Source organism: Vitiosangium sp. GDMCC 1.1324 (assembly GCF_003044305.1).
Taxonomy (GTDB): Bacteria; Myxococcota; Myxococcia; order Myxococcales; family Myxococcaceae; genus Archangium.
Genome location: NZ_PZOX01000013.1, coordinates 81,499 through 108,444, shown reverse-complemented (window position 1 = coordinate 108,444; position 26,946 = coordinate 81,499). Strand labels below are relative to the sequence as shown.

Sequence of the window (26,946 nt, the reverse complement as noted above, 5' to 3'; positions counted from 1 at the left end):
CACGCCATGGCGGAGTGTCTCCTCAACATCGACCTGGGCGAGCTGCCAGACGAGGACGAGCGGCTCTACACCTACGCGCAGGTGGCGAACATCGCCTGTGGCGGGCACGCGGGTGACGAGCACTCCATGCGCCGGGCGCTCGAGGCGTGCGCGCGCCATGGGACGCGGGCCGGGGCACACCCCTCGTATGAGGACCGCGCGCACTTCGGGCGTCAGGAGCTGCAGGTGGCCCCGGAGGTGCTTCGTGCCCAGGTGGCCGCCCAGTGTGCGCGGTTGATGGCGCTCTCCACCGACGTGGGCGTGCCCGTGCGCTACGCCAAGCCGCACGGCGCGCTGTACCACGCGGCCAACCGTGAGCCCGCGCTCGCACGGGCGGTGCTGGACGGCGTCGTCGAGTCCCTGGGCTCGGGAATCACGTTCATCGGTCCGGGCTCGGGTGCGCTGCGTGAGGCGGCGCGGGCCGCGGGGCTGGACTATGCGTGCGAGGGCTTCGCGGACCGTGGCACCCGGCCGGATGGCTCGCTCATTCCGCGAGGGCAGCCGGGCGCGGTGCTGACGGACCCGGTGGTGGCGCGGGAGAACGCGCTGCGCCTGGCCCTGGGCGGGACGGTGGACACGCTGTGCGTGCATGGGGATTCACCGGGAGCGGTGGAGATGGCGCGCGAGGTGCGCGGCGTGTTGGACGTGCTGTCGCTGCGCACCGAGTCCCTGGGTGAAGGCGCGCTGCGGCTCGTCCTGCCCGAGCGGTTGGAGCGGCGCGGCGTGCTGGAGTCCCTGAAGGCCTGGCCCGGGGTGGTGGACGTGGTGGTGGGCGAGGAGCACGCCTGCGTGTACTTCGACCCGGCGGCGCCTCCCGAGGACCCCCGGCGCGTGCTGGGCCGGTTGTCGGTGGCCACGCGAGCGCTCGAGGAGCCGGCGCTCGTCACCGTGCACGTGCGCTACGACGGACCGGACCTGCCGCTCGTGGCCGAGCGCGTGGGCCTCTCGGTGGATGACGTGGCGTTGCTGCACGCCTCGCGCGAGTACACGGTGCGCACCGTGGGCTTCCTCCCCGGCTTCGCCTACCTCGGCGAGGTGGACGCGCGCATCGCCGTGCCCCGGCTGTCCACTCCGAGGCCCCGTGTGCCCGCACTCGCGGTGGGGCTCGCCGGGCGCCGCACCGGCATCTACCCGTTCGCCTCGCCGGGCGGGTGGAACCTCATCGCCACCGCCGTGGACTTCACCGCCTTCCGTCCCGACTCCGGCGCGGTGCTGAAGCTCGGGGACCGGGTGCGCTTCGAGCGGGTGGACTGAATGAACGCGACCGTGGAGGTGCTCGAGGCCGGTGGGCCGGTGCTGGTGCAGGACGGAGGGCGCTCGGGCCACATGCACCACGGTGTGCCCCCGGGCGGCGCGCTGGTGCCGGAGTGGCTGGCCGCGGCCAACCGCGCCGTGGGCAACGGGTGGAGCGCGGCGGCGCTCGAGTGTTACGGGCGCTTGGAGTTGCGGTTGCGCGGGCGCGACGCGTGGGTGTCCGTGGATGGCCGCGCCTTCCGGGTGGAGGACGGCGGGCGCTTCTCCGTGCCCGCGCCAGAGGAGGGCGTGGTGCGCTACGTGGCCGTCGAGGGTGGGCTCGAGGTGCCCGCGCTGCTCGGCGGGCGGGGCACGCTGCCGGTGGCGCGGTTCGGAGGGCTCGAGGGCCGGATGTTGCGGCGCGGGGATGTGCTGCCGCTCGGGGCGGGTGGAGGGGCTCGGGTGGAGGCGGGCGCGGCGCTGTCGCTGGAGGCCGAGGTGCGGGTGGTGCTGGGCCCGGACCTGGCGCGCTTCGGCGCGGATGCGGTGGAGCTGTTGTTGGAGCGCCCCTTCACCGTGTCGCCCACGAGCGACCGCGTGGGGATGCGGCTGCGAGGGCCTTCCCTGCCGCAAGCCGATGAGGGCTCGGGGCTGTCCGGTCCCATGGTGCGCGGCGCCATGCAGGTGCCTTCATCGGGAGAGCCCATCGTGCTCGGGCCGGACCATCCCACCCTTGGCGGCTACCCCGTCCTCGCGGTGGTCATCCGTGCGGACTGGGGGTGTCTGGCCGCTCGTCGGCCAGGAGCTACCGTGCGCTTTCGTGCGGTCAGCGTGGACGAGGCGCGCGAGCTCTGGCGCCAACATGTCTCGGCTTATAGTGCCGCGCCAAATCCATAACCTGGTGGCAGTGGGGAACTCATGAAGCGCGTCCTGAAGCGCGTGGGCCTGGGGCTCGTGGCGCTCGTGTTGGTGTTGGTGGCGGTGGGCCTGTTCCTGCCGAGGCAGTGGCGCGTGCAGCGCTCCGTGGTCATCAACGCCACGCCCCAGCAGATCTACCCGCTCGTGAACGAGCTACCGGCCTGGCAGTCGTGGGCCGTGTGGACCAAGGCCATGGACCCCGAGGTGAAGCACGAGTACGGCCCCACCGTCTCCGGCGTGGGCGCGTGGTGGTCGTGGAACGGCCCGAAGATGGGGCACGGGAAGATGACCATCACCCGGAGCGACCCGGACTCGGGCGTGTGGATCGACGAGATGATCGAGACGGACTCGGAGGTCAACGCGCACGGCTCGCTCACCTGGACGCAGGAGGGCGGCGGGACGAAGGTGACCTGGTCGGACGAGGGCACGCTGCCCCCGGTCGTGGGCGGCTACTTCGTGGGGATGATCAACACCATGCTCGGCGACAACTTCCAGCAGGGTCTGACGAACCTCAAGGCCGAGGTGGAGAAGCGCCGGATGCAGGCGCTGGAGCAGGCGCATCAGGCCGCTCCCGCGGCGCCGTGAGAGACGCGCCGGCCCACGAGCCTCCCGCTCGTGGGCCGCTCTCTGCCTCGTGGGTGATGAGCTCTAGTGCTGAGGCTCGGGCGCGGGCTCGTCGCTGGGATCGACCGGGTCCATGGGCTCGTTGAGATCGTCGCTCTTGTCGAGGGGCTCCGGCTCCAGGCCCGAGCCGCCCGTGCCGGGCTCATCGGGGGGCGCGCTCTGGTGCACGCCGGGCTCACTCTCGCGCTCGCCCTCCGCGGGCAGCGGGTCGTAGCCCGAGCCACCGCTGTTCGGAGGCTTGCCGACACCGGTGCCGTCGCCCGCATCCGGAATCGTGTCGACCGTCTCCTCCGCTTTTTCGATATTGGCATTGGCGGCGGTCTTGTCCGTCTTGCAGGCGGCCCCATATGCCACCGCCCCAGCGAGGACGCTCGCCAGCAGAAGCTTCGTCTTCGTCACGTTGCCCTCCCTCCCTGTGACTGTGTTGCTGCGGCCGGGAAGCTGAGGCTTGCCTCCCCAACGTGCAGCGGGGGCCCGGCTGTCAGCCCGCTGGGCGGGAGGGCGTGGAGTACAGTGCCGGGCCATGACGACATCGGATATCCGACTGGTCCGTGCCCTGCCGGAGCACGTGGATGTGTGGATGGCGATGCGAGACGAGCCCGTCTCCCGCACGCGGATGCCCCTGGAGCCGGCCACCCGCGAGTCGCTCCTCAAGCGCCTCCAGGAGTCCACCGACGACCTGTCCGACCCGAAGGCGACGAGCTTCCGGTGGATGGTGGAGCTCGAGGGACGAATCATCGGCACGGTGGCCGCGCGGGAGCTGTCTCGATTCCAGGGGCGGATCGAGATTGGCTACATGCTCTCCAGTGCGTACCACGGCCGGGGTCTCGGCACGCGCGCGGTGTCCATGGTGCTGGAGCGGCTCTTCCAGTGGCCCTTCCTCCACCGGGTCTGGCTCACCACGGCGGCGGACAACCTCGCTTCACAGGCGCTCGCGAGGAAGCTCGGCTTCACGCTGGAAGGCGTGATGCGCGAGCACTACCTCATCGAGGGCCAGCGCAAGGATCAGCAGGTCTGGGGCCTCTTGCGCTCCGAGTGGGAAGGGAGGCGCTCCGCGTGACCGGGGCCTCGGTGGCCGACTCGAGCACCTGTAATAAAATTTAGGAGAGATTCAATTTTATTGAGTCCGAAATTGACTTTATTTCGACGGACGTGCAGAACACTCGCACGGAGGTCGAGATGTCGAAGTTCCCCACCGAATGTCCGTCCTGCTCGCAGGCGCTGGACGTCACCCGGCTGAGCTGTCCCGGCTGCGCGATGCAGCTCGAGGGGCGGTTCGAGCTGCCGCTCCTGCTCCGCCTGCCGAGCGACGACGTGGAGTTCATCGTCGACTTCCTGCGCTGCTCGGGGAGCCTGAAGGACGTGGGCAAGCTGCGCGGGCAGAGCTACCCCACGGTGCGCGCGCGGCTGGACGCGGTGATCGAGCGGCTCTCCGCCAATCACGACACGCTGGACGCGCAGCGGAAGAAGATCCTCGACGCGCTCTCCAAGGGCGAGCTGAGCGTGAAGGACGCGAGCAAGAAGCTGAAGGAGCTGGGGTCATGAGCTCGCCGCGCGAGCAGATCCTGGAGATGGTGGCGAGCGGCAAGCTCACCGCCGCGGAGGGAGATCAACTCCTCGCGTCGATCGGCCAGCCTCGTCCGTCGGTGTGGCGGTGGATGTTCGATCCGCTCTCCTGCCTGCGCACCCGGATGGCGCTGGCGGTGTCGGCGGCGTTCGCGGCGGTCTCGCTGGGACTGACGCGGCTGGGGCTGCGCTTCGACGGCGCGCTCGACGTCCACGCCAACGCGGGTGTGCTCTCATGGCCCGTCGCGCTGGCGGAGGTGGCGCTGGTGTGGCCGGTGACCGCGGCGGTGTTCTGGGCGGTGGCGCGCCTGCTCGGGCGCCGGACCGCGCGCTGGGTGGACGTGCTCGGCGCGGTGGGTCTGGCGCGAGTGCCGCTGGTGCTCTCCGGCGTGGTGGTGGCGGTGCTGGCGCCTGCCGAGAGCCCCCGCGAGCTGTCGCCCCAGGTGATCGCCCTCGCCATTCTCAGCCTGCCGTTGATCGGCTGGTCGATCGCGGCGCTGGTGCTCGGCTTCCGCACCGCCACCGGCCTCAAGGGCGCGCGCTGGGTGAGCGGCTTCCTGGTGGCGCTGATCGTTGCCGAGGTGCTCTCGAAGGTCGTCCTGTACCGGCTGGGCTGAACCGCCCGCAGCGCGGAGCCATCCGCAGAGTGAATCCGCTCTCGAGGCGGACGTTTCACGCGACCCGCATTCCCGCGGGCCGCGCAGAGGAGAGGTGTATGCACCGTCCCATCTGGTCGTCGTCCCTGGTCCTGCTGTGCCTGGTCGCCTGCGCGACCCCGTCCTCGAGCACCGCGCCCCCGAGCGCCGCGGCGTCCACTCCCGAGTCGTCCGTGGCGAACGCGAGCGGCTCGCGCGCCTCCGAGCTGCGTGGGCCATGGCACGGCGCGATCGAGGTGCGCGAGCAGAAGCTCCTCATCGACGTGGTGTTCACCGAGGCGAACGGCGCGGTGCAGGGCGCGCTGGACGTGCGGCAACAGGGGCTGCGCGGCCTGCCGCTCGAGGTGCTTCGCGCCGACGCGCAGGGCGTGACGCTCCAGTCCGCGCTGCCCACCGGCCAGGCGATCCGCTTCGAGGGCACGCTGGCCCCCGACCGCATCACCGGCACCTTTCAGCAGGGCCAGGCGAAGCTGCCCTTTTCGCTCGCCCGCGGCGAGCGCGTGGTCGAGGCGCGCCCGACCCGCGGCGACGGCTACGAGGACCTCGAGGTCTCCTTCGAGAACGGCGCCATCCACCTGGCCGGCACGCTCACGATTCCCTCGCCCGCCGCCGCGCGCCCGCCGGTGGCGATCCTGATCACCGGCTCCGGGCCGCAGGACCGCAACGAGGAGGTGTTCGGGCTGCGCGTCTTCGAGCTGCTCGCCCAGGCGCTGGCCCGCGACGGCATCGCCACCTTGCGCTTCGACGACCGCGGCGTCGGCCAGTCCACCGGCGACTTCCTCGCCGCCACCACCGCCGACTTCGCCACCGACGTCGAGGCGGCCATCCGCTTCCTCCAGACCCGCACCGACGTCGACCCCACGCGGCTCGGGCTGATTGGCCACAGCGAGGGCGGGCTGATCGCTCCCATGGTCGCGGTCCGCAATCCGAGCGTCGCCTTCATCGTCCTCCTCGCCGGGCCGGGGCAGCCGATGGACGCGCTCCTCCTCTCGCAGATCGACCGCATCGGCCGCGCCGAGGGCCACCCCGCCGAGCAGACCCGCCGCGAGCAGGAGGTGACCTCCCAGGCGTTGGCGCTGCTCCGCCAAGGCAAGGACCTCTCCACCCTCGAGGGCGCGCTGGGCTCGCTCTGCGGCGAGCGCTGCACCACCCGCGAGGCCACCGCCGCCTTCGTGAAGTCGGAGCGCTGGCAGATGGAGACGCCCTGGTTCCGCTTCCTCTCCGCCTACGACCCGCAGCCCACGCTGCGCAAGGTGCGCTGCCCGGTGCTCGCGCTGGGCGGGAACCTGGACACGCAGGTGCCCTCCGACCTCAACCTCCCGCTGCTCCGGCGCGCGCTCGCCGAGGCGAAGAACCCCAGCGTCGCGGTGGAGGAGATTCCCAGGATGAACCACGTGCTCCAGGCCGCCAAGACCGGCGCCGTCTCCGAGTACGCCACGCTGCCCAAGACGCTCGAGCCCGCGGTGGCGCGGCGGATCGGCGCCTGGCTGCACGCGCTCCCCGCGGCGCGCTGAGGCCTCGGGTCAGTCCGCCCCCATGCACCGAGGGCGTGGAATGGCGCGTGTTCAAGCAGCCACTCGCCATTTTGACTGCCCATCTATATGCGTTCCGCAAGCTTTTCCCCGGACACAATTTTCACCCGGTGCAGCCATTGAACGGCCGGCGCATACGCGACCCGCTCCATCCGGGGTATCCCTTATGAGGATGACGCCAGGCCACTTCAGAGGCGGCTGAGGGGAAAAGGGAGACATCTCCCGGAGCAAATAGGAATAGACGGAGGCGTTCCGAGCCGCGAAATATGGCGGGGCCTTGCGCAGCAATCGTTGCCATACCCCAGACACGGAGTCAGAACACATGCGAACCGTGAAGCTCGCCGCATCCCTCGCCGCCGCCCTGTTGACGCAGGCCTGCGGCAACCCCACCGCCGAGGTCCCATCCCAGCTCGCCACGAGCGCCGCCGCGCTGACGTCTGGAGTCTCGCGCGGGTGCACCTTCACCGCCTCGTACCGGGAGGTCTTCACCCCCACCCACGGGTTCGTGCCCTTCGTCACCCGGCAGGCCTCGTCCACCTGCGCGTGGGGCGCCGCGAGCGTGGACCTCCCCATGACGTACGCCAACCCCACCCTGTCGCTCGCCGCGAACGACCTCGGGGTCGCCGTGGGCTACACGAACAGGTGGTCGCCCAGCGGCTCGTCCACCACGCGGGTGACGCTGATCGGTCTGGCGCCGGCCACCCTGGCGGTGGTGCGCTCCACGGAGCTCGTGTCGACGAACGACGGCTACACCTCCAGCAACGTCTACAGCGGTGAGGTGTCTCTGCTGGGCAATGGCCTCCCCTTGAAGGTGCAGGGCCGGAAGCAGGGCTACTTCCCCGGGGAGACGGGCAGCGGCGAGTACTACGTCGCGACCTACTCGAACTTCTTCACCAGCACCACGGCGCCCACCATCACCGCCTCGGCGACGCCGCCGCAGGTGGTGGGCACCTGGGTTTCGAATGGCAACCTGCTCACGGCGCGCTCCAGCCACACCGCGACCCTGCTCAACTCGGGCGAGGTGCTGGTGGTGAGTGACTCCACGGCCGAGGTGTTCAACCCCTACGGCAAAACGTCGCAGGCCACGGGAGCTCCCATCTACCCGCGCATCCGGCACACCGCGACCCGGCTTTCCTCGGGCAAGGTGCTGGTGGCCGGCGGGTGGATTGGCACGGAGCCGCTTTACTGGCGCCACTCCGCGGAGGTGTTCGACCCGGCCACGGGCACGTGGACCGCGACGGACTTCATGACCACGCCGCGAGGCAACCACACGGCGACCCTGCTCGACTCGGGCAAGGTGCTGGTGGTGGGGGGCGACTCCACGAATTTCGAGACGGGCTCCAATAAGGAGACAGGCACCGCGGAGCTGTACGACCCGGCCACCAACGCGTGGAGCAGCGCGGGCACCGCGGGGGCTCGCGCCCGCCATGCCGCCACACTGCTCTACTCGGGCAAGGTGCTGGTGACGGGCGGCAGGTACTCCTCCGTGGGCGAGCTCATGGACGCGCAGGTGTATGACCCGGCCACGAACACCTGGACGCAGGTGCCGGCCATGCCGGGCGCGCGCACCGGCCACCTCGCCATCCGGCTCTACTCGGGCAACGTGATGGTGGTCGGCGGCGGCCGCGACTCCGTGGACATCTATGACCCGTACAACAACCGCTGGTTCGCGGGCCCCTCGCTCGACAATGGCTACTCAGCCGTCAGCGCGACGCTGCTCTACTCGGGCGAGGTGCTGGTGACGCTCTTCAACGGGCAGGCGGCGCTGTATGACCCGTCGACGAACACGTGGCAGTCCGCGGGGACGATGTCGACCGGGCTGAGCGCCCATGCCGCGACGCTGCTGGACTCGGGCGACGTGCTGGTGACGGGCGGCTCCTCGAACGGATCCGCCATCTCCATCGCGCAGCGCTACGTGCGCTGAGTCAGACGGGCCTCCGCTCCGAGGCGGCACAGCCGCTCCCAGGCCCCGCCTGTCTTTGTTCAGCTCCGTCCAGCGCAGGCGTCAGGCATTGGCGGAGCTGCACGCGCAGTCGCGAGACTCCGGCGATAGCGGAGTGCGGTATCCTGAGATATGGGAGACGGCCGTGCCGCACCCTCGTGGCGGTGGGCTACTACCACACGCTGGCGCTCAAGCAGGACGGCACGCTCTGGGCGTGGGGCAGCAACTTCTACGGAGCGTTGGGGGATGGCTCCACCACCTCCCGTCCCACGCTCGTGCAGGTGCTCACCCAGGTCTCGGCCCTGGCGGCGGGCTACCATCACTCGCTGGCACTCACCCAGGACGGCGCCCTCTGGGCCTGGGGTCACAACTCCGAGGGCCAGCTGGGCGACGGCACCATTGGCGACCGCTCCACTCCCGTGCGAGTGCAATGGCCGTAGTCCCCCGCCTGTACAACCCGAGTGGCAAGCCTCCCGCTGCTTGAGCGACCACTCGGACCTGGGAGCGGAAGCGGGTTCGCGAACCCGCTTCCGCTAGCGATGGCGTTCGGAACGCCCGCTCACGGGCAGGTGGTTCCCGGGACCCAACCGCTGGAGCAGCAGGTGTACGCGTTGAAATCGGTGCCCGTGGCCGTGAAGCCGCAATGGGTATCCGCCGGATCAACCGGGACGCCACAGACGTGGGTGGGGGCGCAATAGCCAGACGCGCAATCGGAACCAATCGCGCAGGGCTGGCCCGGCGTGAAACCGCCCGTGCACATACAGGTGGTGGGCTGCTCGCAGCTGGTTCCCAGGACCCAGCCGCTGGGGCAGCAGGTGTACTTATTGAAATCGGTGCCCGTGGCCGTGAAGCCGCAATAGGTATCCGCCGGATCAATCGGGATGCCACAGACGTGATTGGAGGCGCAATAGCCAGACATGCAATCGGTACCAGTCACACAGGGGTCGCCCGGCATGAATCCATTGATGCACGTGCAGGAGTCCAGGCTCTCCTGCGTGGTCGTGAGCTCGGGCTTCGCGTCAGACGAAACCCCACAACCGGATGCAATGAACGTGAAACAAAGAAGCGTGCCTACAAATGCATGCTGAATGGTTTTCATGGTGTGGATTCCTTGTGTCGAGGGCAGTGCCCGTGGCTCCCATATGACATGGAGAACACAGCCCATCAAGCAGCGAATGGGAGCCCTCTGGGTGGGCGGCGGGCTGGTGCAGGGAGGCCGAGCGACGAATGAACCGACGTCGCCAGTGGATTGGGCCGGGCGCATGGACCCGGTCGGCGGGGTCGAGTTGTTCCGAGCAAACCCGCCTGTCTGGGGTCCGCCGCGGCGGTTCCTGACGTGTCAGCCGCGTTGTCTGACACATCAAAAGGACGGGCTGACGCGTCAACGGCGCGGGTGGATGTGTCGAAGCCGTTGGCCGCAGGCCCATGGGGCGCATCCCGTGAAAGGCATGGTTGTTGCTGAACCATCGCACCGGGGGGCCGCGCACCGTGTCCGGCTGCGTCCTGTCGGTTCGAAGGAGATGGGGTTCCCCGGGTCGTGTTTGCACAAGCAGGAACCAACCCAGGGTGAACATGTTCGCGGTCCCTTTCTCGCGTTCCCGTCGACGTTCCCTTCTTGCCTTCGGCGTCTTGTGGGGGGCACTGCAGGTGTTGCCCGGCTTCGCCCAGAGCACCGCCCCCCAGTCCGCCCTCCCCGCCACCCCCGATCCACAGGCGAGCGCCCTCAACAATGGCAGCCCGGAGGAGGCGTCCAGGTACTACAAGGAGCTCTCCAAGAAGCTCGGAGTCCTCACGCCCGCGACGATCGAGACGCAGGCGACCTTCAAGGACCTGTTGAGCTACCTCGGGTACAAGGAGCTCACCCCCGAAGATGTTGAATTCGCCACGCCCGAGTCGTTGATGGAGGGGGCGGCGACCCTCGCGCAGGCGCTGCCCGTGGGCAGCAAGGTCGCGCTCAAGGCGGACACGGGCTCGTTCCTGGCTCGCTGCTCGGGCTGCCAGCAAACCGTGACGACCCCACCCCTGGCGGACACCGTGACCGTCCACGCCACGAGCGCGAATGCCGGGTCCTTCACCCTCTTCGAGGTGGTGAACGCGGGCAATGGCAAGATCGCCCTCAAGGCGGACACGGGCAAGTACATGACCCGGTGCAACGGATGCATCGCGCAAGCCACTATCACGGACTTCGCGACCATCTCTGATACGGGTACCGCACCCCCCATTCCCGCTCAGTTCACCCCGGAGCTCCTTCCCAACGGGAAGGTCGCCTTCAAGGCGGACACGGGCAAGTACCTGGCCCGGTGCAGGGACTGCTCGCCCACCTCCAAGAATCCCGACACGGCCGGGTTCCATGTCGTCGACGCCCGGAAATCTCCCGCGGCCCAGTGGACCGTCGTCGTGCAGAATGGCATTTCGAGTGGAGACATCCTCGTCTCCCGCTTCTTCGCGCCCAAGATTGTCGATTTCAGCGTCGCTCCCGCGCAGCGCAAGGTCGGCTGGCGCCGGCTGGTGCGCCTGAAGTCCCGCCCCGGTTCCGAGGCGCGGAAGCACTTCGTGGAGAGCGCGTGGATCCTCTTCAACCACTTTACCAGTCCGCCCGTCCACAGCCCCTTTGGTGGCACCAACGTGCCCCTGTCGGCGAAGAATGGCTCCGCCAACACGCAGGTGGCCCTGCTCACCCAATGCGAGGCCGGTCAGAAGGCATGCCTGAACGCGGAGCTCAACAGCATCTACTGGATGGACTTCGGGCGTTCGGACGACGGCTACAAGCTCTCCTACAAGCTCGACGCCTTCTTCGATGCCGGCTCGCTCCCGGGCGCCGCTCCCTACTTCGTCCCCAACGGGTGTGACACCTGCCATGGCTCGCTGCGCGGCCAGGCCGTGCTCAACCACCTCGACACCGACCATTGGTTGGATCGCCTCAAGGATGGCGACTTCCCCGCCCTGAACAAGTCCGATGCGCCTCCCGCGCTCTTCGACGCGGGCAAGGACGTCACGTCGGCCCGGTACGCCGAGGCCTTCGGCGTGCTGCGCCAGCTCAACCAGGAGGTCGCGGACATGCAGAAGCGCGTGAACCCCAAGGGGTTCCACCTCGTCGCGACCAACAAGTGGTTGGACATCCACAAGACCTCGGTGGCGCCGCAGCCGGACCTCGTCAAGCGCGCCATCACCTTCTTCAACACGGGCCATCCACTCAAGAAGGACCGCAAGCCCACCTCGGCTCCCCTGAACTGGACATCGAGCGCCGACGACAAGGAGCTGCTCGGCCTGATGAACAAGTATTGCTACCGCTGCCACGGCGCCGTCCGCTACGACATCTTCAGCAAGGACATGGTCGCGGATCAGAGCAGCCCCATCCTCGACCGGCTCGAGCCCAATCCCACGCAGGCGAAAATCATTGGCTTCAAGATGCCCGTGGACCGGGAGATGAGTGCCAATGACAAGAAGCGGATGATCGAACTCATCGAGAAGCTGTACACGCAGACCCACTGACTCCGAGGTACATACCATGGCCCGTTTCTTTCGCATCCACCCCGCCGTAGGCATTGCCCGCGTCGGCAATTCCCCGGACGAGTTCTTCATCGGTCCGGAGCACCCCAACCAGCCGCCCAACTTCGACCTCGCCCAGAAGAAGTTCCTGCCCTTCAAGGACAGCCAGGGCCGCGTCAAGCGGCAGGCGGCGCGCTTCCGCATCTTCGAATACACGGTGCAGAACGGCGTGAAGTCCCCTCTGCGGGAAGTCACCGCGGGCAGCTTCGACGTCACCGGCATCAAATGGAATGTCCATCTGGCCAACCGCAAGGCCGCCTTCTTCAAGTTCGATGGACAGGATGGCGCGAACGGCGTTTGGAAGGGGACGCGCAACGCGCAGGTCCAGGGCGCGGCCGAGCGCGAGCGGCTGCTCGTCATCGACCCCGGGCTCAAGTCCATCTCGGGCCAGAGCAAGCCGTCCGTGCCCCTCACCAACCCCAATACCAACATCCCCATCTCCACCCTGGGCGAGCTGCGCACGGATGAGAAGGGCCGCCTGCTCGTGCTGGGCGGGCTCGGTCAGGCCAGCAAGACCGCGCAGGGCAAGCTCATCGACGACTACGTGAACAATGATCACTGGTTCGACGACATGTCGGACGGACCCGTGAGCGCGGAGATCACCTACACGGAGGGCGGCAAGACCCTGACGGCGAAGCTGGAGGGCTCCGAGGGGGCCTGGCTGCTGGTGGCGCCGCCGGATTTCGGGCCCGCGGTGGGCAACGTCGTGCGCCTGTTCGATACCATGTGGGACGTGGCGGTGCGCTCCAAGGAGGTGCCGCTTCCCGCCAGCGATGGTTTCTTTGACAAGGGCTTGTTTGTCCGGCTCAAGCAGCAGCGCGCGGACTGGAACACGGCGACCCATTCCTTCCAGACGTACAAGCCCTCCTTCCGGTTGGAAGTGTTTCCCATCCTCGAGCGGGCCCTGGGGCACCGCCATGTCCACAACCCCGAGGCCTCCAAGGCCTTCCATGCCACCCTCGCGGGCGTGGAGCAGGATCTCGGCTCGGTGGCCTCGGTCAAGGGACAGCGCCTGCGCAAGACGATCTTCAACTACCTGAGGGATCCGTTCAGCGCCACCCTCGAGCCCCTGCTGATGCCCAAGGGGCTGGGCGATGGCTACAGGGACGAGGCTCCCGACGTAGGCATGCAGAAGGGCTACTTCATGACCCTCACGCGGGTGCAGTACGCGCTGCTCAAGCGCTGGTCCGAGGGCCAGTTCGAGGAGGACTGGGACGCGGCGAAGGCCCGTGCCATCGACCCGGACATCAGCCCGGGAGGGCTGGATCGGGCTGCGCTGGAGAACAGCGTGGGTGGCCCCTTCTTCCCTGGCATCGATTGCAGCTGGCTGGTGCGCCAGCCCGAGCTGTACGCGGTGCCCTTCCGCATCAAGCACTCGGGCACGGTGTTCCCCACCGCGGCGAAGCTCGCCATTGGCCCGGGGTTCTTCTCCCAGCAGATGGCGCTGCCCTGGCAGGCGGACTTCTACCAGTGCAAGAAGCAGTTCTTCGACCCCAAGTCCTTCAAGAAGGACAGCTTCCAGGGCGATGGCATGTACCACATGTGGTGGGCCGCGCACCGTCCGGATGACGTCTACGCGAAGAAGGGAGACCTCCAGATGGTTCCCTGGACGCGCTCCCTGGATGCGGTCGCCGAGGTCGATGCGAAGAAGCCGGAGATCAAGAACAGCGCGCCCGAAGGCACCAGCGCCGTCGAGATGGCCATGTACATCCAGATGCAAAAGAACTGGTGGCAGCTGGGCTTCGTCATCAACGAGGGCGCCGCCTATTTCGAGACCCAGGAGCGCAGCGCCCCGACAGCGGTTGCCTCCGCGGGGACCGGGACCGCCAAGGCCTCCTAGCCATCGCTTGAATCGCTGTCACGAGAGCCCGCAATGCGGACTCGAAGCCACCTCCAGCGGCCGAAGGGGGAGCACCACCCTGAAGGTGGCGCCCTGGCCGGGCATGCTCTCGACCCGGATGCTCCCGCTCATCGCCTCGACGATGGTGCGCGTGATGTAGAGCCCCAGTCCCAGTCCGCCATAGTGACGCTCGGACACGGCGCGCCCGAAGCGGTCGAAGATTCTCGACTGGTACTCTGGCGCGATGCCAATGCCCTCGTCCCTCACGTCCAGGTGCACCTGGCCGGCGTTCGCATACAGGTGGACGTGGACGGGCGTCCCCGCTCCGTACTTGATGGCGTTGTCGACGAGGTTGGTGATGACCTGCTCCAGACGGAGCCGGTCCCAGCATCCCACCAGGGACTCCTCGGCCTCGAGCACGAGGGATGAACCCACCCGCGCCGCCTCGGGTTCATGGCGTGCGACGACCTCCCGGATGAGTGGGCCCAGGTCCACCTCCTCGAACTCCACCCGGAGCCGTCCCCCGGCGATCCGGGACACGTCGAGCAGGTCACTCACCAGCTCGGACAGCTTCTTCACCTGCTTCGAGCCGATGGCGACGTAGTCCTCCACGATGCGCCGGCAGGGCGACTCCGGCTGCCGCCGCGCCTCACGCGCGAGCATCTGCAGCTTCAGGTTCAGCGGAGTGAGAGGCGTCTTCAGCTCATGGCTGGCGACGGAGAGGAACTCGTCTCGCAGGTGGATGGCCGCCCGGGCCTCCTGGTAGAGCCTCGCGTTCTCCAAAGAGAGCGCGATGCGGCGCGCGAGCTCCTCCAGGAGGGAAAGTTCCGTCGCCGTGTAGTGTTGTCCGGGGCGGGACCTCAGGAAGCTGATCACCCCGAAGACACGCTCCCTCGCCACCAGGGGCACGGAGAGGAGGGAGTGGGCATGGGTCGCGAGCATCACCCACGCGTGCTCCTCGGAGTGGGCGCGCGTCCGGATGATTTCGGGGGTGAGGTTCTCGATGAGGACTGGCTCCCTGCGGAGCAGCGCGCGGGTGGCCGGGTGCTCCGGGTTGCCTTCCGGCGCAAGCCCGAAGCGCCGCAACTCCCGAGCGACTTCGGCGTCCTCGGGAGCCGCGAAGGCCACCTCCATCCGCTTGAACGTTCCATCCGCTCGGGCCACGTCCACCAGGGTCCAGTCCGCGAGCGTGGGGACGGCGAGCCGCGCCACGTTCCGCAGGGTGGCCTCTTCGTCGTCCAGGGAAGAAACCAGCATGGCGCTCGCCTCGGCGAGGAAGCGCGCGTTCGCCTCCGTGTGTTTGAGCTCCTCCTCGGTACGCCGCTGCTCCGTCACGTCTCGCTGGGTGCCCCAGATACTGATGAGGCGCTTCGCCTCGACGATGCCGACGAGGTTGTGGAGGAACAGCTTGGGATGGCCATGGCGGTCGAGCTGCTGGGACTCCGCGTTTTCCAGCCGATATCCACTCTGGACGAAGGCCCGCAGGAGCTCGGTGTTGCACGCCGCCTCGCGCACGAGCAGCCGCTCCAGTCCGGTGCCCGTGAGCTCCTCGGCGCGGGTGAAGCCGTACATCCGCGCCATGGCATCGTTGCTCTCCGCGATGGACGCCGAGTGGAGCAGGCGCTCGACCTGCTGGTCCCGAGGCAGGTGGATGGGGAGGGGTCGAGCCATCTCGGCGCGGAAGATGCCCTCGGTGCTCTGGCTGACGAAGGCGCGGTAACGCTCCTCTCCTCGCTTGAGCTCGGCGGCCAGCGCCGCCTGCTGCTCACGTGCATGAACGAGGTCCGTGACGTCGAAACCGAACGTGACGATGCCGTCTATCTTCCCAGTGGTGTCCCGGGTGGGCTGGTAGACGATGTTGAAGAAGAACGCTCGTTCCGAGCCATCTGCCTGGGTGAGCGTCAAGGGAAACTCGTTGGCGACGACGGCCTCACCGGTGGTGTAGACGCGATCGAGGAGAGCAACGAGCCCCTGGCGCTCCGCTTCGGGAACGGCCTCGCGGAAGGGTCTGCCCAGCAATTCGCGATGGCCCAGGGCCACGCTGTTCGGGGGGTTGGACAGGATGAAGACGTGGTCCGGGCCCTGGAACAGGGAGATGAACGCGGGCGCATGCATGAACAGGTCATGCAGGCGAGCCCGTTCCGCCTCTGCCGCTCTCCGTGCCGCTCGCTCACGCTGCAGGAGAGCGGCCCGCTCGGCGCTCGTCCGCCGCAGCATGACGTTCAACCGGGTCACACACAGGCAGATCACGACGAAGATGGCGAGAGACAACACGTTGCCATGCCGGACCTCGAGCGACCCGATGGGAGGCAGGGAGATGAAGGCGGAACCCGCCGACGATATCGCGATGGAGAGCAGGGCAGGTCCCCAACCACCCCACCAGCCCGACAGCATCACCGCCCCGAAGAACATGAGGAAGGGAGTGGGGTAGATGTGGCTTTCGAGGATGGACTGGACGACCGCCGCCGCCAGCGTGCTCAGGACGGCGAGCCCATAGCGGCCGATGGGAGAGACGGCGACGAGCCAGAGGCGCGAGGGCCTGTCTTCCAGCCTGGCTTGCAACGGATACGACAGACCAATCCTGGCCTCAGGCAACCAGGCCGGGGAAGAATCCGCGACTGGGCGTTCGCGCATCGGCACGGGAGAGAATTCCTCTCCAGGGGATAACACTCCGCCCGCCCGTCCTGTGCCCCGATTCAAGCAGACCCCTGCTCCTCCCCTCCGCAAGGGGGGTCATCGGAGTCTTCCGTGGCGGAGGGGACGGTGCGGTTGATGCTCCGCAGCTACACCGAGATTCCCCGCGTTCGCACGGGACTGTGTCGATGGCTCCGCTTGACGTGTCAGCTCCTTCACTCGAGGAGATTGTCGCGAGGCACTCTGCTACTCCAATTCCTTCCACATGCGCACTAAACTGTCGTTGGGCCGCCCCATGAAGGCATCGAGCAGACGTTCCTCGACACCGTGAGACTCCCAAACAGCCGATGGCTCAAGCCCAATGCATTCTTGGGGGGACGCCTCTCTTTCATTGCCAATGCTGTCGAAGATCGTGCAGCGGCGGAACGGTCCCACCTCCATGTGGAATTGAATGATGGGTTGAGTCAGACGTTCTTCAATCTCTCTCCGCCCGATGCTCTCCCACGAGTTCGGCTCCAAGTGACGGACAGCAATCCTGAAAAGGATGGGCTTGGATGCAATCCGATCAAGGTCTGAATCAGGACTCTCGGTCCTGTACTCGTAGAAGGCATCAAATGGAAGCTCAAGAACCCTCCCGTAGCCGAAGGAACCGTCGACGAGGGGAATTCTCAAGAACGTCCCTGGCTTACAAAATCTCGGCATTCGCGTCATTTCGAATGCCCCGCCTATTTCAGGCGTACTTTCAGGTGCTCCACCGTGTCATTGGGCCGCCCCATGAAAGTGTCGAGCAGGCGTTCCTCGACTGCATGCTGCTCCCAAACAGCCATTCGCTCCAGCCCGATACACTCGTGGGGCTCGGCACTCCTCGAATTACCGGCCGAGTCGAAGAGCGTGCAGCGACGAAAGTCCAATATGTCCTGCCTGAATGCGACAATCGGTTGAGTCAGCGGCTCCTCAAGCTCTCTCCACCCGATGATCTCCCACGAATCCAAGTCCAAATGGCGGACACCTATCTTGAAGAGGATGGGCTTGGATGCGATCCGGTCAAGATCCGCGTCAGGCCTTTCTGTCCTGTACTCGTAGAAGGCATCAATTGGAGGCTCAAGCATCCTCCCATAGCCGAAGGAACCGTCGGCGAGGCGAAATCTCAGAAACATCCCCGGTTTATATATATATGCTTTTTTCTTCATTTCCTAATGTCCCGTGTAAGGATAACGCTGACCCCAGCGCCCCGTGGCGGCGTCGTGAAACCGCCTGCCCCACGGATTGTCTTTCGCCACACCGCGGATGGCATTGCACGACCCGGAGCACGCCACGGGGTATGCCATCACCCAAGCCCTCGCCAGAAAGCCCCTCAAGCGGAGCTGACGAGGATGGAGCCAGCGGCGCCGCAGGCGAGGCCCCCAGCGTTGCCGCCACGGGCACTACTTTCAGGCCACTGCGAGCTGAGTGAAGCGCTTCAGCCAGCGCCCCCGGCGCAAAGTAACGGCGCGGGACATAAACACAGCGATCTTGCTGGTCCGTGGCGTGACGGACGCTCTGGGTAGCGCCACTACACCCCACAAGAAACATGCAGAGCAGGAGAGCCACCTTGCATGACACGCAGTACCTCATGGCATTGCTCCTATCCACAGAGGGCTCGACTCTATGAGGTGGACCCCATCGTCTGGACCATTCCCCGCGTGACTTCGTTTGGGCGGGAGCACTGTGTCCCGGTCTCTTTGTTAGAGATCGCCAGAGCCGAATCCAGCAGCGCGGCCGTCTCGGATGAGTCTCCGGAGCTTCTGCGGGTCCACGGCTGCCTCAAGCAGGATTGAGCGGAGTCGGTCCAGTGGATTGCGAGTTTCGCTCCACGCGAGACCTTCAGCGTCCATCTCGTAGTTCGACATTCGCGGGTCGCTTGAAATGATGTACTCTATCAGAGCGCCCCACGCTGGACCGTTGCTGTAAGACTGTTCCGCCTCAAACACGGGCATCAGCTCGAGCATCGCCTCAGTGCGCACTCGAAGCACAAATCCCCCGCGAGGATGTTCAAGGACCTGAATTCCGTCGCCAATCTTTTCGAAGTTCATGCCAACGAGATGAACCCCATCGTCTGGAGCACGTCCCGGCAAATCTTTTTCGCCGGAGCCGACGGTGAGAGTGTGTGTTGATACGCCGCCGTCGTGCTCGTGTCGAGAGGGAGATCAACAAGCCGTGGCGGGGTGTGGATTCATGCTACTCGTACGTATAGGAAGGACAGGAGCCCTGTTGGGGGTAGCGTGCAGGAGCAGAGCGGGAGGTGAGGACCGCTGACGGGTACCCCATGAGGCGCACGCCGGGCCGGCGGAGAAGCGATTCATCTCCAGCAGACACACGCCCCCGGCGCAGGCACGGCGGCGGATGCTCCACCTTGTTCTGCCTGCTCAAAGTCGCTGCTCGGGGCGTAGACGCAGTACCTTGTCTGTCCAGTGGTAGGGCGAACGTTCCGGGGGGCGCTGCTACATCCCACAAGCAACATGCATGTCAGCAGAGCTACCCCTCGTGGCACCCAGCACCTCCTGGCATGGGCTCCGCTCGCGAGGAGCCCACGCGGGATTACAGGGAGGCCGTGCGGCCGAGTCAACCAAGGGACAGCGAACGCGCCAGTACCGGGGCGAGGAACTGCATGGAGTTCATCCCTCAGGGGATGTCGAAGCCCAGGGAACTGAAGTCGAACGTTCTCTTCAGCAGCTCTACCTGGTCCACTCGCGGCGTCCGCTCCTGCATCGGCTCCTTGCTGGCCGCTGCCTGGGACGCCATGCTCGCCTTCTCCGCACCTGTTTGGGGAACGGCCTGTCCGCCGCACACATTGGACGGACAGGCCGTGCGGTCAATCCTTCCAAGACAGCTCGAACTGCTCGGTCGCCTCCAGGTTGTCTCGGATGGCCCCGAGGATTTCCCGAGCGGGTTGGGCCAGGTCCACGTAGCCCTCGACCTGGAACTTGTGCGTTTCCGGGTCCCGGGTGAGCTGGCCCCTGGCGTCGCGCTTCAACCTGCCAAACCCCAGGCCCTGCACGAACAGGCGCTCGGCCAGCAGGGTCGTCACCCAGTCATAGAGGACGTCGTCGTCGCACTTCACCTCGAGCGTGCCGCCTGGCGCCACGCTGATCTCCGAGGGCGCGCCCCGGGGGTAGGATTCACTGGCTTTGGGAATGGCGAGAAGGGTGGACATGGAGAAGTCTCCTAGCGAAGGAAAGAGGAAGGCGTGCAGCGGGGGGCACTACGAAATGGTCGGCACGCCCATGTCGTTCCCGGCCATGTTGTAGAAATAGTTGCGCTTGACCTCATTGGCGTTGAGGTTGCTCGAGACGGTCTCATCCGCCCGCAGGGCGAGGTGGGCCGGATTGTTGGACGTGCGTCCCAGGGACTGCCGCTGCTGCTCGAGGAACTTCGTCTGGCCCTCGAAGGAGAGCACCTGCACCGGGTGGTTGGCGCCCAACGTCGTGTTCAGGCGGGACTGCATGTCCGAGACCTTGTTCGCCGGGACGAACACTCGCTGGAGGTTGTCCTGGAACATGGCGGGACCGTGCACGGCGACCTCTCCCGGCCCCATGCCCATGGGCTTTGCGCTCAACTTGTCGCCATTGAAGTCGAACATCATGGGGTAGGGCGTCTCCCGCCCGGGCAGGTTCGTGCGCAGGCTCTGTTCCGCCTCCAGATGCCGCAGGCGCGCCTCCACTCGAGGCCTGTCCACCAGGTCGCCATACGCCTTGCCCTCGGGGGCGTTCCAGTTGGCGAGCAGCTTCTTCGACTGATCGATCTCGGTCTTGAGCTGAGTATCCGAGTAGAGGTGGGGGCTGTAGCTGGCCGAGTTCGCCGTCTGCTGGAAATAGGCGCGGGACGTGCCCAGGCCCTGTGCTCCCTGGCCAAAGCTGATGAAGTTCTTCTCGCCCGCCTGCGCGCTGTACTGGTCTCCCTCGCCCGTCTTGCGCACGATGCCCTGCTGGTTGAGCATCGTGGGGGGAGCCAGTCCTCCCGTCTTGCTCATTCCATCCCACGCGGCCGACGAGGTGGCGTGGTAGAGGGAGTTGGAGGCGGGGAAGCCACCCGGCGTGTTGTGCAGGGTGGTGACATCCTGCTTGATCTGCTGCTTCGTGGGGGATGTGAACAGGTTCCCTGGAGACATCCTGGACCACAAGGACGGATTGGCGGGGCTCGGGACCCCTCTCGGCAATGCCCGGGGCTGCTGGCCAAAGGAATCCTGGAGGTGGGGACTCCGCGAAGGTGCCGTCGGGGTCCTGCTCTGCACGGGAGGTGCGGACGCTCCGGGCCGCTGAGGGCTATCGGCGGAAGGCGAGCGCGTCGATACGGACGGAGACTTGAAGGATGGAAACCTGGCTTTGAACATGTGAGCTTCCGGAGGAGGGTGCCTGCGAACCCTGATTGCACCGGATGTGCCAGGCCTGGGGGCGACCGCGCTCCCTCTGGGGGCCGCCCCTTTGACAGGCAAAATGGTGACTGCTGTCACCAGGCCCCAGGCCAAGGTGGTGACTGTTGTCATCGGGCCCGGACCCTGGGCGTCAATGCCAGCTCAATGCGCCCGGTCAGGGGGTGCTGGCCGCTGGAATGCGTTGGCGTTGCGCTCGCACCAGTCCGCGAAAGTCCGTGGCTTGCGTCCGAGCAGCCGCTCCACGGTGTCGGTACGCAACCCGACGGTGTCGGCGCGCATGCGCGTGAAGCCCTCCGTGATGGCGTCGGCGAGCGCCTTGGGCGCACCGTTGGGGAACCGGGACCCGACGGCCTCCGCCTGTGTGGTTGCCTCGCGGACCTCGATGTCGTGGCCGATCGTCTCAGCGATGAGCCGGACCAGCTCGGTGACGGTGAACGCCTCGTCGCCGGTGAGGACGTACTCCTTGCCTTGGTGGCCGTCCTCGAGCAGGGCGAGGGCGGCGACGGCGGCGATGTCCGCGGGGTCGATCGGCGCGTAGCGGCCCGGGCCGACCGGGTCGAGGACGAAACCTCCATCGCGGATGGTGGACACCCAGTCGAGGGCATTGGTCATGAATCCGCCGGGCCGCAGGAACGTGGCGGGGATGCCGGAGGCGCGGATGATTTCCTCGCGCTCGTGGTGCCAGCGGCCCATGGCGGGCATCGGGTCGCCAAGGACGTTGAAAGAGGACAGGTGCACGATGTGGCGCACCCCGGCGGCCTTGGCGGCGGCGACGGCGTGGGCGGTGAAGTCGGTGCCGATACCTGGCGTGAGCAGGAACAGCTTGTCGACGCCGTCGAAGGCGGCCGTCAGCGTCCCGGGAGCGCCCAGGTCTCCGATGACGCGCTCGGCCCGTTCGGGCAGTCCCGCGGCGCGCTCGAGGTTGCGGACGAGGACGCGGAACCTGGCGTCCCTCTTGTCGAGCTCGTGGGCGAGCTCGCGGCCGATGTTTCCGGTGGCTCCGGTGACCAGTTTCATGGGGCTCCCTCCAATCGTTAGCCGTCTAGTGATTGGGGTGGGATAACTACTAGCCGGCAAATGATTAGCCGTCAATCGATCTTTCGGCGGCCCAAGTGGCCGATTTTGCAGCACACTGAGAGGCCGCGATGCCCAAGTTCCTGGACCTGCACAGCAAGACCACGAAGGTGCTCCGGGCCCTGGTCGACGCGGCCATGCGGCGCCACGGGTTGCACCTCGGGCAGAACCACCTGCTCGCGGTGTTGTGGGAACGAGACGGTAGAACGCCCGGAGAGATCGCCTCCACGCTGAACGTCACCACGCCCACCGTCGTCAAGATGGCTACGCGGATGGCCGCGACCGGGCTCCTCACCCGGCGCCGCGACGATCAGGACAACCGTCTCGTCCGGCTCTGGCTCACCGACGCGGGGCGGGCACTGCAGGAGCCCATCGAGGCGGAACGACGGCTCATCGAGGAGAAGATTACCGCGGACCTCACCGAGGCCGAGCGTGAACACCTCATGAGCGCGCTGGCAAAGATCCACCGGTCGGCGAGCGCCCTGCTGAGCGGGCCTATCGACTCCGTCGACTCGGACATCCCCTGAGGCTCCCGAGCCTGACGGTGATGAAGCGGCAGGGCGGCCACGTGAGTGGAGGCCCACCGAGCCCTGACTCGCGGCGGCGCGGAAGTGACCGCCGAAGTGGGGGAATGGGCGTCCAAAAACTTCGTGGGGACTCCACTAGAGGATGCTCCAGGTTCCCGACCGTGCGTCGATGGAGAGCTTGAAGTCGTAATACACATCCACGACCTCTCCGTTGGCCGTCTCGGGCTCGTATTTGCTGGCGTTCAGCATGTCGAGCACCGCCTCGTCCACTTCCCTGTACACCTGCTGCGACGACGGCCCCAGCGGCTGGATGATGATGCAGTCCTTCAACGTCCCCGTTTTCTGGAGGGTGCACCGCACCGTCGTGTTTCCCCACACGCCCACTCGCGTCGCCAACGGCGGGATGACCAGTGATGGGCCCGAGCGCCTCCGCGCGGGGTTTGGCTTCATCCACGTTTGGAACTCCCTCGGCCCGGACTCTCCCGTGTCGGGCGTCCCCGCATCCGGTGTCCCCGCATCCCGTGTCCCCGCATCCGGCTTGCTCGAGGGCTTGCCCGCGTCGGGTTTGCCCGCATCGGGCCTGCCCGCGTCATGCGTCCCCGCGTCGTGCGTCCCCGCGTCGGCCGCGGGCACCGTGCATTGGGCGCTCGTCATGGGCGGATGCATGGCCGTCGCAGGCACGGCCCCCGTCGTCACGAACGCGTCCAGTTCCTCCACCGTGCCCCGGAACATGTCCTGGTCCACGCAGCCCGTGACTCCCGCCACCTTTCCCTGGTCACCCACCTGCCAGAACGACCACTCCACCGCCTCGTCGAGCGGTCCACTGAGCCACAGCGGATAGCTCTGGAAGCCCCGGTTGAGGTGCTTCGTCCAGAACTCGTGGTACGTGTACACGATGGGCTTGCGGCCAATGGCCGCCTCCACCGTGTCCAGCCACGTCTGCACTCCGTTGATGAGCCCCTGCGTGCTCACCTCCGACCATTCCTCCACGTCCAGCACCGGCGGCAACCGGTGGTTCTTCAGCTTGTCCACTCCCACCGTGTTCAGGAAGAACTCCGCCTGCTCCTTCGCCGAGTGCTCCGGCCGGTAGTAGTGGTAGGCGCTCCATCTCAGCGGCGTGCCCTCCAGCGTGGTCCGGTTGTGCGTGAACTGCGGATCCACCAACCCGAGCCCCTCCGTCGCCTTCACGAAGGCGAAGTCCACCGCCCCCTCCTTCAGCACCGCGCTCCAGTCCACCTGGCCCTGGTAATGCGAGACGTCCAGCCCCATCACCGCCTCGGCGGGGGAGGGCGGCTTCTGCGGTTGGGTCGGCTGGGACGGCTGCGAGGGTTGCGAAGACTTGGGCCACAGCGCGCCCACCGCGACGAGGATCGCCGCCAGCCCCGCCACCGGCAGGGCCAGCTTCACCACGCGCTGTGCCACCGTCGGCGCCGGCTCGAAGCGCGGCGGGCGGAAGCGCGGGCGGTGCTCGTTCGTCCTCGCCGCGATCGGCGGCACCGGCATGGGCACCGGCTGGGTGGTGGGCTCCGTCGTGGGCGTGGACCCCGTCGTGGACGTGGGCTCCGTCGTGGACGTGGTCCCTGGCTGGGATGTGGGCTGGGTGGGTTGTGCTGGCTGCTCGGCGGCCCTCGCGGCCCGCTTGCGGTGCACGTACAGCAGTGACGCCACCTCCAACCCCTGGCTCGTGGCCAGCGGCCCCGTCGGGCCCGTTCCTCCCGTGACGAGCAGCTCTCCTCCCGCCACCGTCGCCCCGGCTCCCTTCACCGGCGTCGCCAGCTCCTCCTGCGGCAGCCACGCGTCACTCGTGAAGCTGTAGCGCTCCACGTCCGCCAGCAAGTCGTCTCCGTCCTTGCCTCCCACCACGTAGAGGCGCTCGTCCACCGCCGCCACCGCCGCCTCCGCCCTCTCCCTCCTCAATGGTGCCAGCGAGGACCAGCGGTTGTGGTTGGGGTCGAATTGCTCGTGCTTCGCCACCGGCCTCGCCGGCAGCAGCAGGCGTTTGCGCTCGCCTCCCACCACGTGGATGCGTCCGCGCACCACCGCCACTCCGAAGCGGCTGCGGCGCGACGTCAGGTCGCTCGCCTGCAGCCATGTGTCCTTCCTGGTGTCGTAGACGGCCGCCTCGGCGCTGCTGTGCTGCAGCCGGCTGAGCAGCGCGGGCCTCGGCAGTTTCGACTCGCCCGTCCACCACGGCAGCGGCCAGCACTCGAGTCCTCCCAGTACGAAGAGCCAGCCGTCCGCGCTCACCACCCCCGGCTCGGTTCGCGCCGTCGGCATCGGGCTCAGCGTCGTCCACCGGTCCGCCTTCGCGTCCCACGCCACGTGGTGCGCCAGTGGACGGCCGTTCTCGTCCTTGCCTCCGATGACATGCAGGCGGCCTTCCAGCACCGCCGCTCCGAAGCCCGTCTGCGGCACCGGCAGCTGCGTCACCTGCTTCCACGTCGCGTCCTTCTCCTCCAGCCTCAGCACCTGCCCGCCGTCCAGCAGCGCGTGCGGCACTCCCTCCAGTGTGACCAGCACCACCCGCGCCGTCGCTCCCACCGGCACCGGCGTCCTCGTCACCCACCGCGCCCGGTGGTTGAACACCTCCACCGAGAGGTGGCTGGACTCGTAGCCCGCGGGAGGTTGTGGCGACTCTCCCAGGATGGAGAAGCCCACCGGCACCAGCCCCACCTCGGGCGCCAGGTGCACCGGGTGCACGCTCGCGTCCGCCAGTTTTCGCGAGGTGACGGCCTTCTCCTTCAGCTGGTGCGTGCCCACCGTCTCGTGCGCCAGCTGGCCCTGGATGCTTCCCGCATCCAGCGTCCCGTCGATGATCGCCGAGCCGATGACGTGCAGGTTCCCTCGCAGCGTCGTGGGCCCTTCATGGCCCGGGCCCTGGCCCGCTCGCGTCAGCGGCGCGAAGAGCACCCGGCGATCCTCCACCCGCACCACCCCCTCGGCCTCCACCCGCACCACCGCCAGCAGCGTGTAGTGGTGGTTTCCCTCGTGGGGGTGCTGTGCTCGCGGCTGGCCGTGCTCGTCCGTGGGCCACTCCACTGTCCCCGTCCGCGTCCTCGCCGGAATCAGCCAGCTGTCCCCCGCCCGGTAGCCCCCCAGTCCCGTGAACTCCACGTGGACGCCGTGCTCCAGCTCCAGCTTGCCGTCCACCACCGGCAGGCTCCCCGGCTCGCGCGTGGCCGGCGTCCGGTCCCACCTCCGCAGCAGCGGCTTCGTCTTCTCCGGCGTGGCAGCGAAGTTCGTGGGCACGTCCCCGTCCAGCGTCACCTCCCGCCGGTCCTGTGAGATGCGCACCACTCGGCGCAAAGGCGCGGGCTCTCCCCGCAGCACCGTGCGCTCGTCCACCGCCTCCACCACGTCCCCTACTCGCAGCTCCACCCCTCGCGTTCCCACCGGCGAGGCCAGCCGCACCACCACGTGCTGTTCTTCCCTCCGCACCAGCGCCACCGGCAGCGCGTCGATGCCGTTGTTGCGCGACCACTTGTAGCCCGCGATGGGTTTGATTCGTCTCGGTTCGCCCTGCTCCTCGGGCACCGGCGCCGCCAGCCGCAGTTCCTTCGTCTCCGCGTCCACCGACAGCAGCCGCGTCAGGTGCCGCCCGTTCTCCGTCAGCACCTCCACCGGGCGCCCCTCGCGCCACAGCCTCGCGTCCCACGGCTCTTCCTCGTGCAGGCGCAGCAGTTGACGGTCGTCCGCGGCACTCTCCACCCTCGGCCGGGGCCAGGCTCCGTGCGCCTCTTCCGGCATCCCCGCCCGTTCCCCCTCGTCGTGCACCTCCACCCGGTAGAGCTGGTTGCCCGGCAGCTCCGTGGCCTCGTCCTTCTCCCGCCACGCCTTCAGCCCGCCCCCGTGCGCGTGCCTCGACAGGTAGTGCTTCCAGGCCCGGTCCTCCCGGCCCCGGTCCGGCGCGTCCGGGTCTCCGTCCACTCGCAGCGTGCGCACCTGCCACACCGTCTTCGTGCGCACCGCCGTGTCCGGCCCTCCCAGTGCTACCTCGCGGATGCTCGGGTCCTCGTTCGCCCCCAGCGTCCGCTCCCAGAGGTCCAGCAGCGCCAGGTACACTCCGGGTTCTTCCGGCTGTGGCTGCCCCGGGTCGTCCGGCTGTGCGTCCAGCGCCACTCGCGCCTCGTTCTCGCACAGCACCCCGTTCACGTAGTACCGGCCCGCCCCGATGTGCAGCCGCCCCTCCACCACCTCCAGCGCGAAGCCCGCTTCGTCCACCGGCGCCCCGTTCGGGCCCAGCAGGTCCTTCGTGCGCTGGCGCAACTGGTGCGCGGCGATGTCCACCTGCTCGTTCCAGTCCGCGTCCAGCTGCACGCGGCCCTGCTGCATTCGGACACCGCTGTAGTGCTTCCGGGGATTGAAGGTGGAGCGGGAGTAGTCGCTCGTCATGTGATTGGG

22 protein-coding genes are annotated in these 26,946 nt (G+C 67.6%); 12 read left to right on the top strand and 10 right to left on the bottom strand.

The annotated features are described in order from the left end of the window. Nucleotides 1-6: 6 nt before the first annotated feature. The 3 genes from DAT35_RS32550 to DAT35_RS32540 are packed head-to-tail and all read left to right on the top strand — an operon-like array spanning nt 7 to nt 2,775. Nucleotides 7-1,293, top strand: coding sequence for a LamB/YcsF family protein (locus DAT35_RS32550; RefSeq protein ID WP_108072384.1), 1,287 nt, complete (start codon nt 7-9; stop codon nt 1,291-1,293). Beyond that, entirely contained in the window at nt 1,294-2,169 is an 876-nt protein-coding gene (locus tag DAT35_RS32545; protein WP_108072382.1) for a biotin-dependent carboxyltransferase family protein, read from the top strand. 21 nt (nt 2,170-2,190) lie between these two features. After that, nucleotides 2,191-2,775 (top strand): SRPBCC family protein, encoded by a 585-nt coding sequence (locus tag DAT35_RS32540; protein ID WP_108072380.1) that lies wholly within the window; start codon nt 2,191-2,193, stop codon nt 2,773-2,775. A gap of 63 nt (nt 2,776-2,838) precedes the next feature. Here the strand turns inward: DAT35_RS32540 and DAT35_RS32535 are convergent, their stop codons facing one another. Beyond that, nucleotides 2,839-3,213 carry a hypothetical protein gene (locus tag DAT35_RS32535; RefSeq protein ID WP_108072378.1) on the bottom strand — a complete coding sequence of 125 codons (375 nt, stop codon included), beginning with the start codon at nt 3,211-3,213 and terminating at the stop codon, nt 2,839-2,841. Nucleotides 3,214-3,337: 124 nt separating this feature from the next. Here DAT35_RS32535 and DAT35_RS32530 point away from each other — a divergent pair, with 124 nt between their 5' ends. The 6 genes from DAT35_RS32530 to DAT35_RS32500 all read left to right on the top strand — a co-directional run bounded on the left by DAT35_RS32530 (nt 3,338) and on the right by DAT35_RS32500 (nt 8,950). Beyond that, nucleotides 3,338-3,874: a GNAT family N-acetyltransferase gene (locus DAT35_RS32530; protein WP_108072376.1), complete on the top strand. Its 537-nt coding sequence runs from the start codon at nt 3,338-3,340 to the stop codon at nt 3,872-3,874. Between the two features lie 119 nt (nt 3,875-3,993). Continuing rightward, complete coding sequence (locus tag DAT35_RS32525) at nt 3,994-4,359, top strand: DUF2089 domain-containing protein (RefSeq protein WP_146209984.1); 366 nt, start codon at nt 3,994-3,996, stop codon at nt 4,357-4,359. Then, complete coding sequence (locus tag DAT35_RS32520; protein WP_108072372.1) at nt 4,356-4,997, top strand: YIP1 family protein; 642 nt, start codon at nt 4,356-4,358, stop codon at nt 4,995-4,997. Before DAT35_RS32525 ends, DAT35_RS32520 begins: the two co-directional genes overlap by 4 nt. A gap of 98 nt (nt 4,998-5,095) precedes the next feature. After that, the gene (locus DAT35_RS32515; RefSeq protein ID WP_108072370.1) at nt 5,096-6,550 is read left to right on the top strand and encodes a S9 family peptidase; all 1,455 of its coding nucleotides are present in this window, start codon (nt 5,096-5,098) and stop codon (nt 6,548-6,550) included. 340 nt (nt 6,551-6,890) lie between these two features. Next, nucleotides 6,891-8,492: a kelch repeat-containing protein gene (locus DAT35_RS32505; RefSeq protein WP_108072368.1), complete on the top strand. Its 1,602-nt coding sequence runs from the start codon at nt 6,891-6,893 to the stop codon at nt 8,490-8,492. A 176-nt stretch (nt 8,493-8,668) separates the two neighbouring features. Further along, the gene (locus tag DAT35_RS32500) at nt 8,669-8,950 is read left to right on the top strand and encodes a hypothetical protein (protein WP_108072366.1); all 282 of its coding nucleotides are present in this window, start codon (nt 8,669-8,671) and stop codon (nt 8,948-8,950) included. Between the two features lie 119 nt (nt 8,951-9,069). Here DAT35_RS32500 and DAT35_RS58370 read toward each other — a convergent pair whose 3' ends face one another. Beyond that, the gene (locus DAT35_RS58370) at nt 9,070-9,609 is read right to left on the bottom strand and encodes a hypothetical protein (RefSeq protein WP_146209983.1); all 540 of its coding nucleotides are present in this window, start codon (nt 9,607-9,609) and stop codon (nt 9,070-9,072) included. Between the two features lie 548 nt (nt 9,610-10,157). On the opposite strand from DAT35_RS58370, the gene DAT35_RS32495 reads away from it, so the two are divergent. Beyond that, nucleotides 10,158-12,002 (top strand): hypothetical protein, encoded by a 1,845-nt coding sequence (locus tag DAT35_RS32495; RefSeq protein ID WP_158501985.1) that lies wholly within the window; start codon nt 10,158-10,160, stop codon nt 12,000-12,002. A gap of 16 nt (nt 12,003-12,018) precedes the next feature. After that, a complete protein-coding gene (locus DAT35_RS32490; RefSeq protein ID WP_108072362.1) occupies nt 12,019-13,899 on the top strand; it encodes a LodA/GoxA family CTQ-dependent oxidase in 1,881 nt (626 codons plus the stop codon). Between the two features lie 18 nt (nt 13,900-13,917). On the opposite strand, the gene DAT35_RS32485 is transcribed toward DAT35_RS32490, so the two are convergent. From DAT35_RS32485 to DAT35_RS32455, 7 genes are all read right to left on the bottom strand, one after another. Then, the gene (locus tag DAT35_RS32485) at nt 13,918-16,533 is read right to left on the bottom strand and encodes an ATP-binding protein (RefSeq protein ID WP_108072360.1); all 2,616 of its coding nucleotides are present in this window, start codon (nt 16,531-16,533) and stop codon (nt 13,918-13,920) included. Nucleotides 16,534-16,779: 246 nt separating this feature from the next. Next, nucleotides 16,780-17,235, bottom strand: coding sequence for an Imm26 family immunity protein (locus DAT35_RS32480; RefSeq protein ID WP_108072356.1), 456 nt, complete (start codon nt 17,233-17,235; stop codon nt 16,780-16,782). Between the two features lie 23 nt (nt 17,236-17,258). After that, nucleotides 17,259-17,723, bottom strand: a complete 465-nt coding sequence (locus tag DAT35_RS32475) for an Imm26 family immunity protein (protein ID WP_108072353.1) — start codon at nt 17,721-17,723, stop codon at nt 17,259-17,261. A gap of 534 nt (nt 17,724-18,257) precedes the next feature. Further along, nucleotides 18,258-18,605: a hypothetical protein gene (locus DAT35_RS32470; RefSeq protein ID WP_146209981.1), complete on the bottom strand. Its 348-nt coding sequence runs from the start codon at nt 18,603-18,605 to the stop codon at nt 18,258-18,260. A gap of 779 nt (nt 18,606-19,384) precedes the next feature. Continuing rightward, on the bottom strand, nt 19,385-19,726 hold the full coding sequence (locus DAT35_RS32465; RefSeq protein WP_108072347.1) for a hypothetical protein: 342 nt from the start codon (nt 19,724-19,726) through the stop codon (nt 19,385-19,387). A gap of 48 nt (nt 19,727-19,774) precedes the next feature. Continuing rightward, nucleotides 19,775-20,680: a hypothetical protein gene (locus DAT35_RS32460; RefSeq protein ID WP_108072344.1), complete on the bottom strand. Its 906-nt coding sequence runs from the start codon at nt 20,678-20,680 to the stop codon at nt 19,775-19,777. 405 nt (nt 20,681-21,085) lie between these two features. Then, nucleotides 21,086-21,961, bottom strand: coding sequence for an NAD(P)H-binding protein (locus tag DAT35_RS32455; RefSeq protein ID WP_108072340.1), 876 nt, complete (start codon nt 21,959-21,961; stop codon nt 21,086-21,088). Between the two features lie 128 nt (nt 21,962-22,089). Here DAT35_RS32455 and DAT35_RS32450 point away from each other — a divergent pair, with 128 nt between their 5' ends. Further along, entirely contained in the window at nt 22,090-22,545 is a 456-nt protein-coding gene (locus DAT35_RS32450; RefSeq protein ID WP_108072337.1) for a MarR family winged helix-turn-helix transcriptional regulator, read from the top strand. 135 nt (nt 22,546-22,680) lie between these two features. On the opposite strand, the gene DAT35_RS32445 is transcribed toward DAT35_RS32450, so the two are convergent. Continuing rightward, on the bottom strand, nt 22,681-26,937 hold the full coding sequence (locus tag DAT35_RS32445; protein ID WP_108072332.1) for a DUF6519 domain-containing protein: 4,257 nt from the start codon (nt 26,935-26,937) through the stop codon (nt 22,681-22,683). Nucleotides 26,938-26,946 lie beyond the last annotated feature (9 nt).

Coding starts and splice junctions, on each gene's coding strand:
- DAT35_RS32530 (WP_108072376.1), top strand. CDS start 3,338: ATGACGACATCGGATATCCGACTGGTCCGTGCCCTGCCGGAGCACGTG.
- DAT35_RS32445 (WP_108072332.1), bottom strand. CDS start 26,937: ATGACGAGCGACTACTCCCGCTCCACCTTCAATCCCCGGAAGCACTAC.
- DAT35_RS32540 (WP_108072380.1), top strand. CDS start 2,191: ATGAAGCGCGTCCTGAAGCGCGTGGGCCTGGGGCTCGTGGCGCTCGTG.
- DAT35_RS32470 (WP_146209981.1), bottom strand. CDS start 18,605: ATGAACTTCGAAAAGATTGGCGACGGAATTCAGGTCCTTGAACATCCT.
- DAT35_RS32485 (WP_108072360.1), bottom strand. CDS start 16,533: ATGCGCGAACGCCCAGTCGCGGATTCTTCCCCGGCCTGGTTGCCTGAG.
- DAT35_RS32515 (WP_108072370.1), top strand. CDS start 5,096: ATGCACCGTCCCATCTGGTCGTCGTCCCTGGTCCTGCTGTGCCTGGTC.
- DAT35_RS32545 (WP_108072382.1), top strand. CDS start 1,294: ATGAACGCGACCGTGGAGGTGCTCGAGGCCGGTGGGCCGGTGCTGGTG.
- DAT35_RS32465 (WP_108072347.1), bottom strand. CDS start 19,726: ATGTCCACCCTTCTCGCCATTCCCAAAGCCAGTGAATCCTACCCCCGG.
- DAT35_RS32520 (WP_108072372.1), top strand. CDS start 4,356: ATGAGCTCGCCGCGCGAGCAGATCCTGGAGATGGTGGCGAGCGGCAAG.
- DAT35_RS32505 (WP_108072368.1), top strand. CDS start 6,891: ATGCGAACCGTGAAGCTCGCCGCATCCCTCGCCGCCGCCCTGTTGACG.
- DAT35_RS32550 (WP_108072384.1), top strand. CDS start 7: ATGGCGGAGTGTCTCCTCAACATCGACCTGGGCGAGCTGCCAGACGAG.
- DAT35_RS32460 (WP_108072344.1), bottom strand. CDS start 20,680: ATGTCTCCAGGGAACCTGTTCACATCCCCCACGAAGCAGCAGATCAAG.
- DAT35_RS32525 (WP_146209984.1), top strand. CDS start 3,994: ATGTCGAAGTTCCCCACCGAATGTCCGTCCTGCTCGCAGGCGCTGGAC.
- DAT35_RS58370 (WP_146209983.1), bottom strand. CDS start 9,609: ATGAAAACCATTCAGCATGCATTTGTAGGCACGCTTCTTTGTTTCACG.
- DAT35_RS32480 (WP_108072356.1), bottom strand. CDS start 17,235: ATGCCGAGATTTTGTAAGCCAGGGACGTTCTTGAGAATTCCCCTCGTC.
- DAT35_RS32450 (WP_108072337.1), top strand. CDS start 22,090: ATGCCCAAGTTCCTGGACCTGCACAGCAAGACCACGAAGGTGCTCCGG.
- DAT35_RS32455 (WP_108072340.1), bottom strand. CDS start 21,961: ATGAAACTGGTCACCGGAGCCACCGGAAACATCGGCCGCGAGCTCGCC.
- DAT35_RS32475 (WP_108072353.1), bottom strand. CDS start 17,723: ATGAAGAAAAAAGCATATATATATAAACCGGGGATGTTTCTGAGATTT.
- DAT35_RS32490 (WP_108072362.1), top strand. CDS start 12,019: ATGGCCCGTTTCTTTCGCATCCACCCCGCCGTAGGCATTGCCCGCGTC.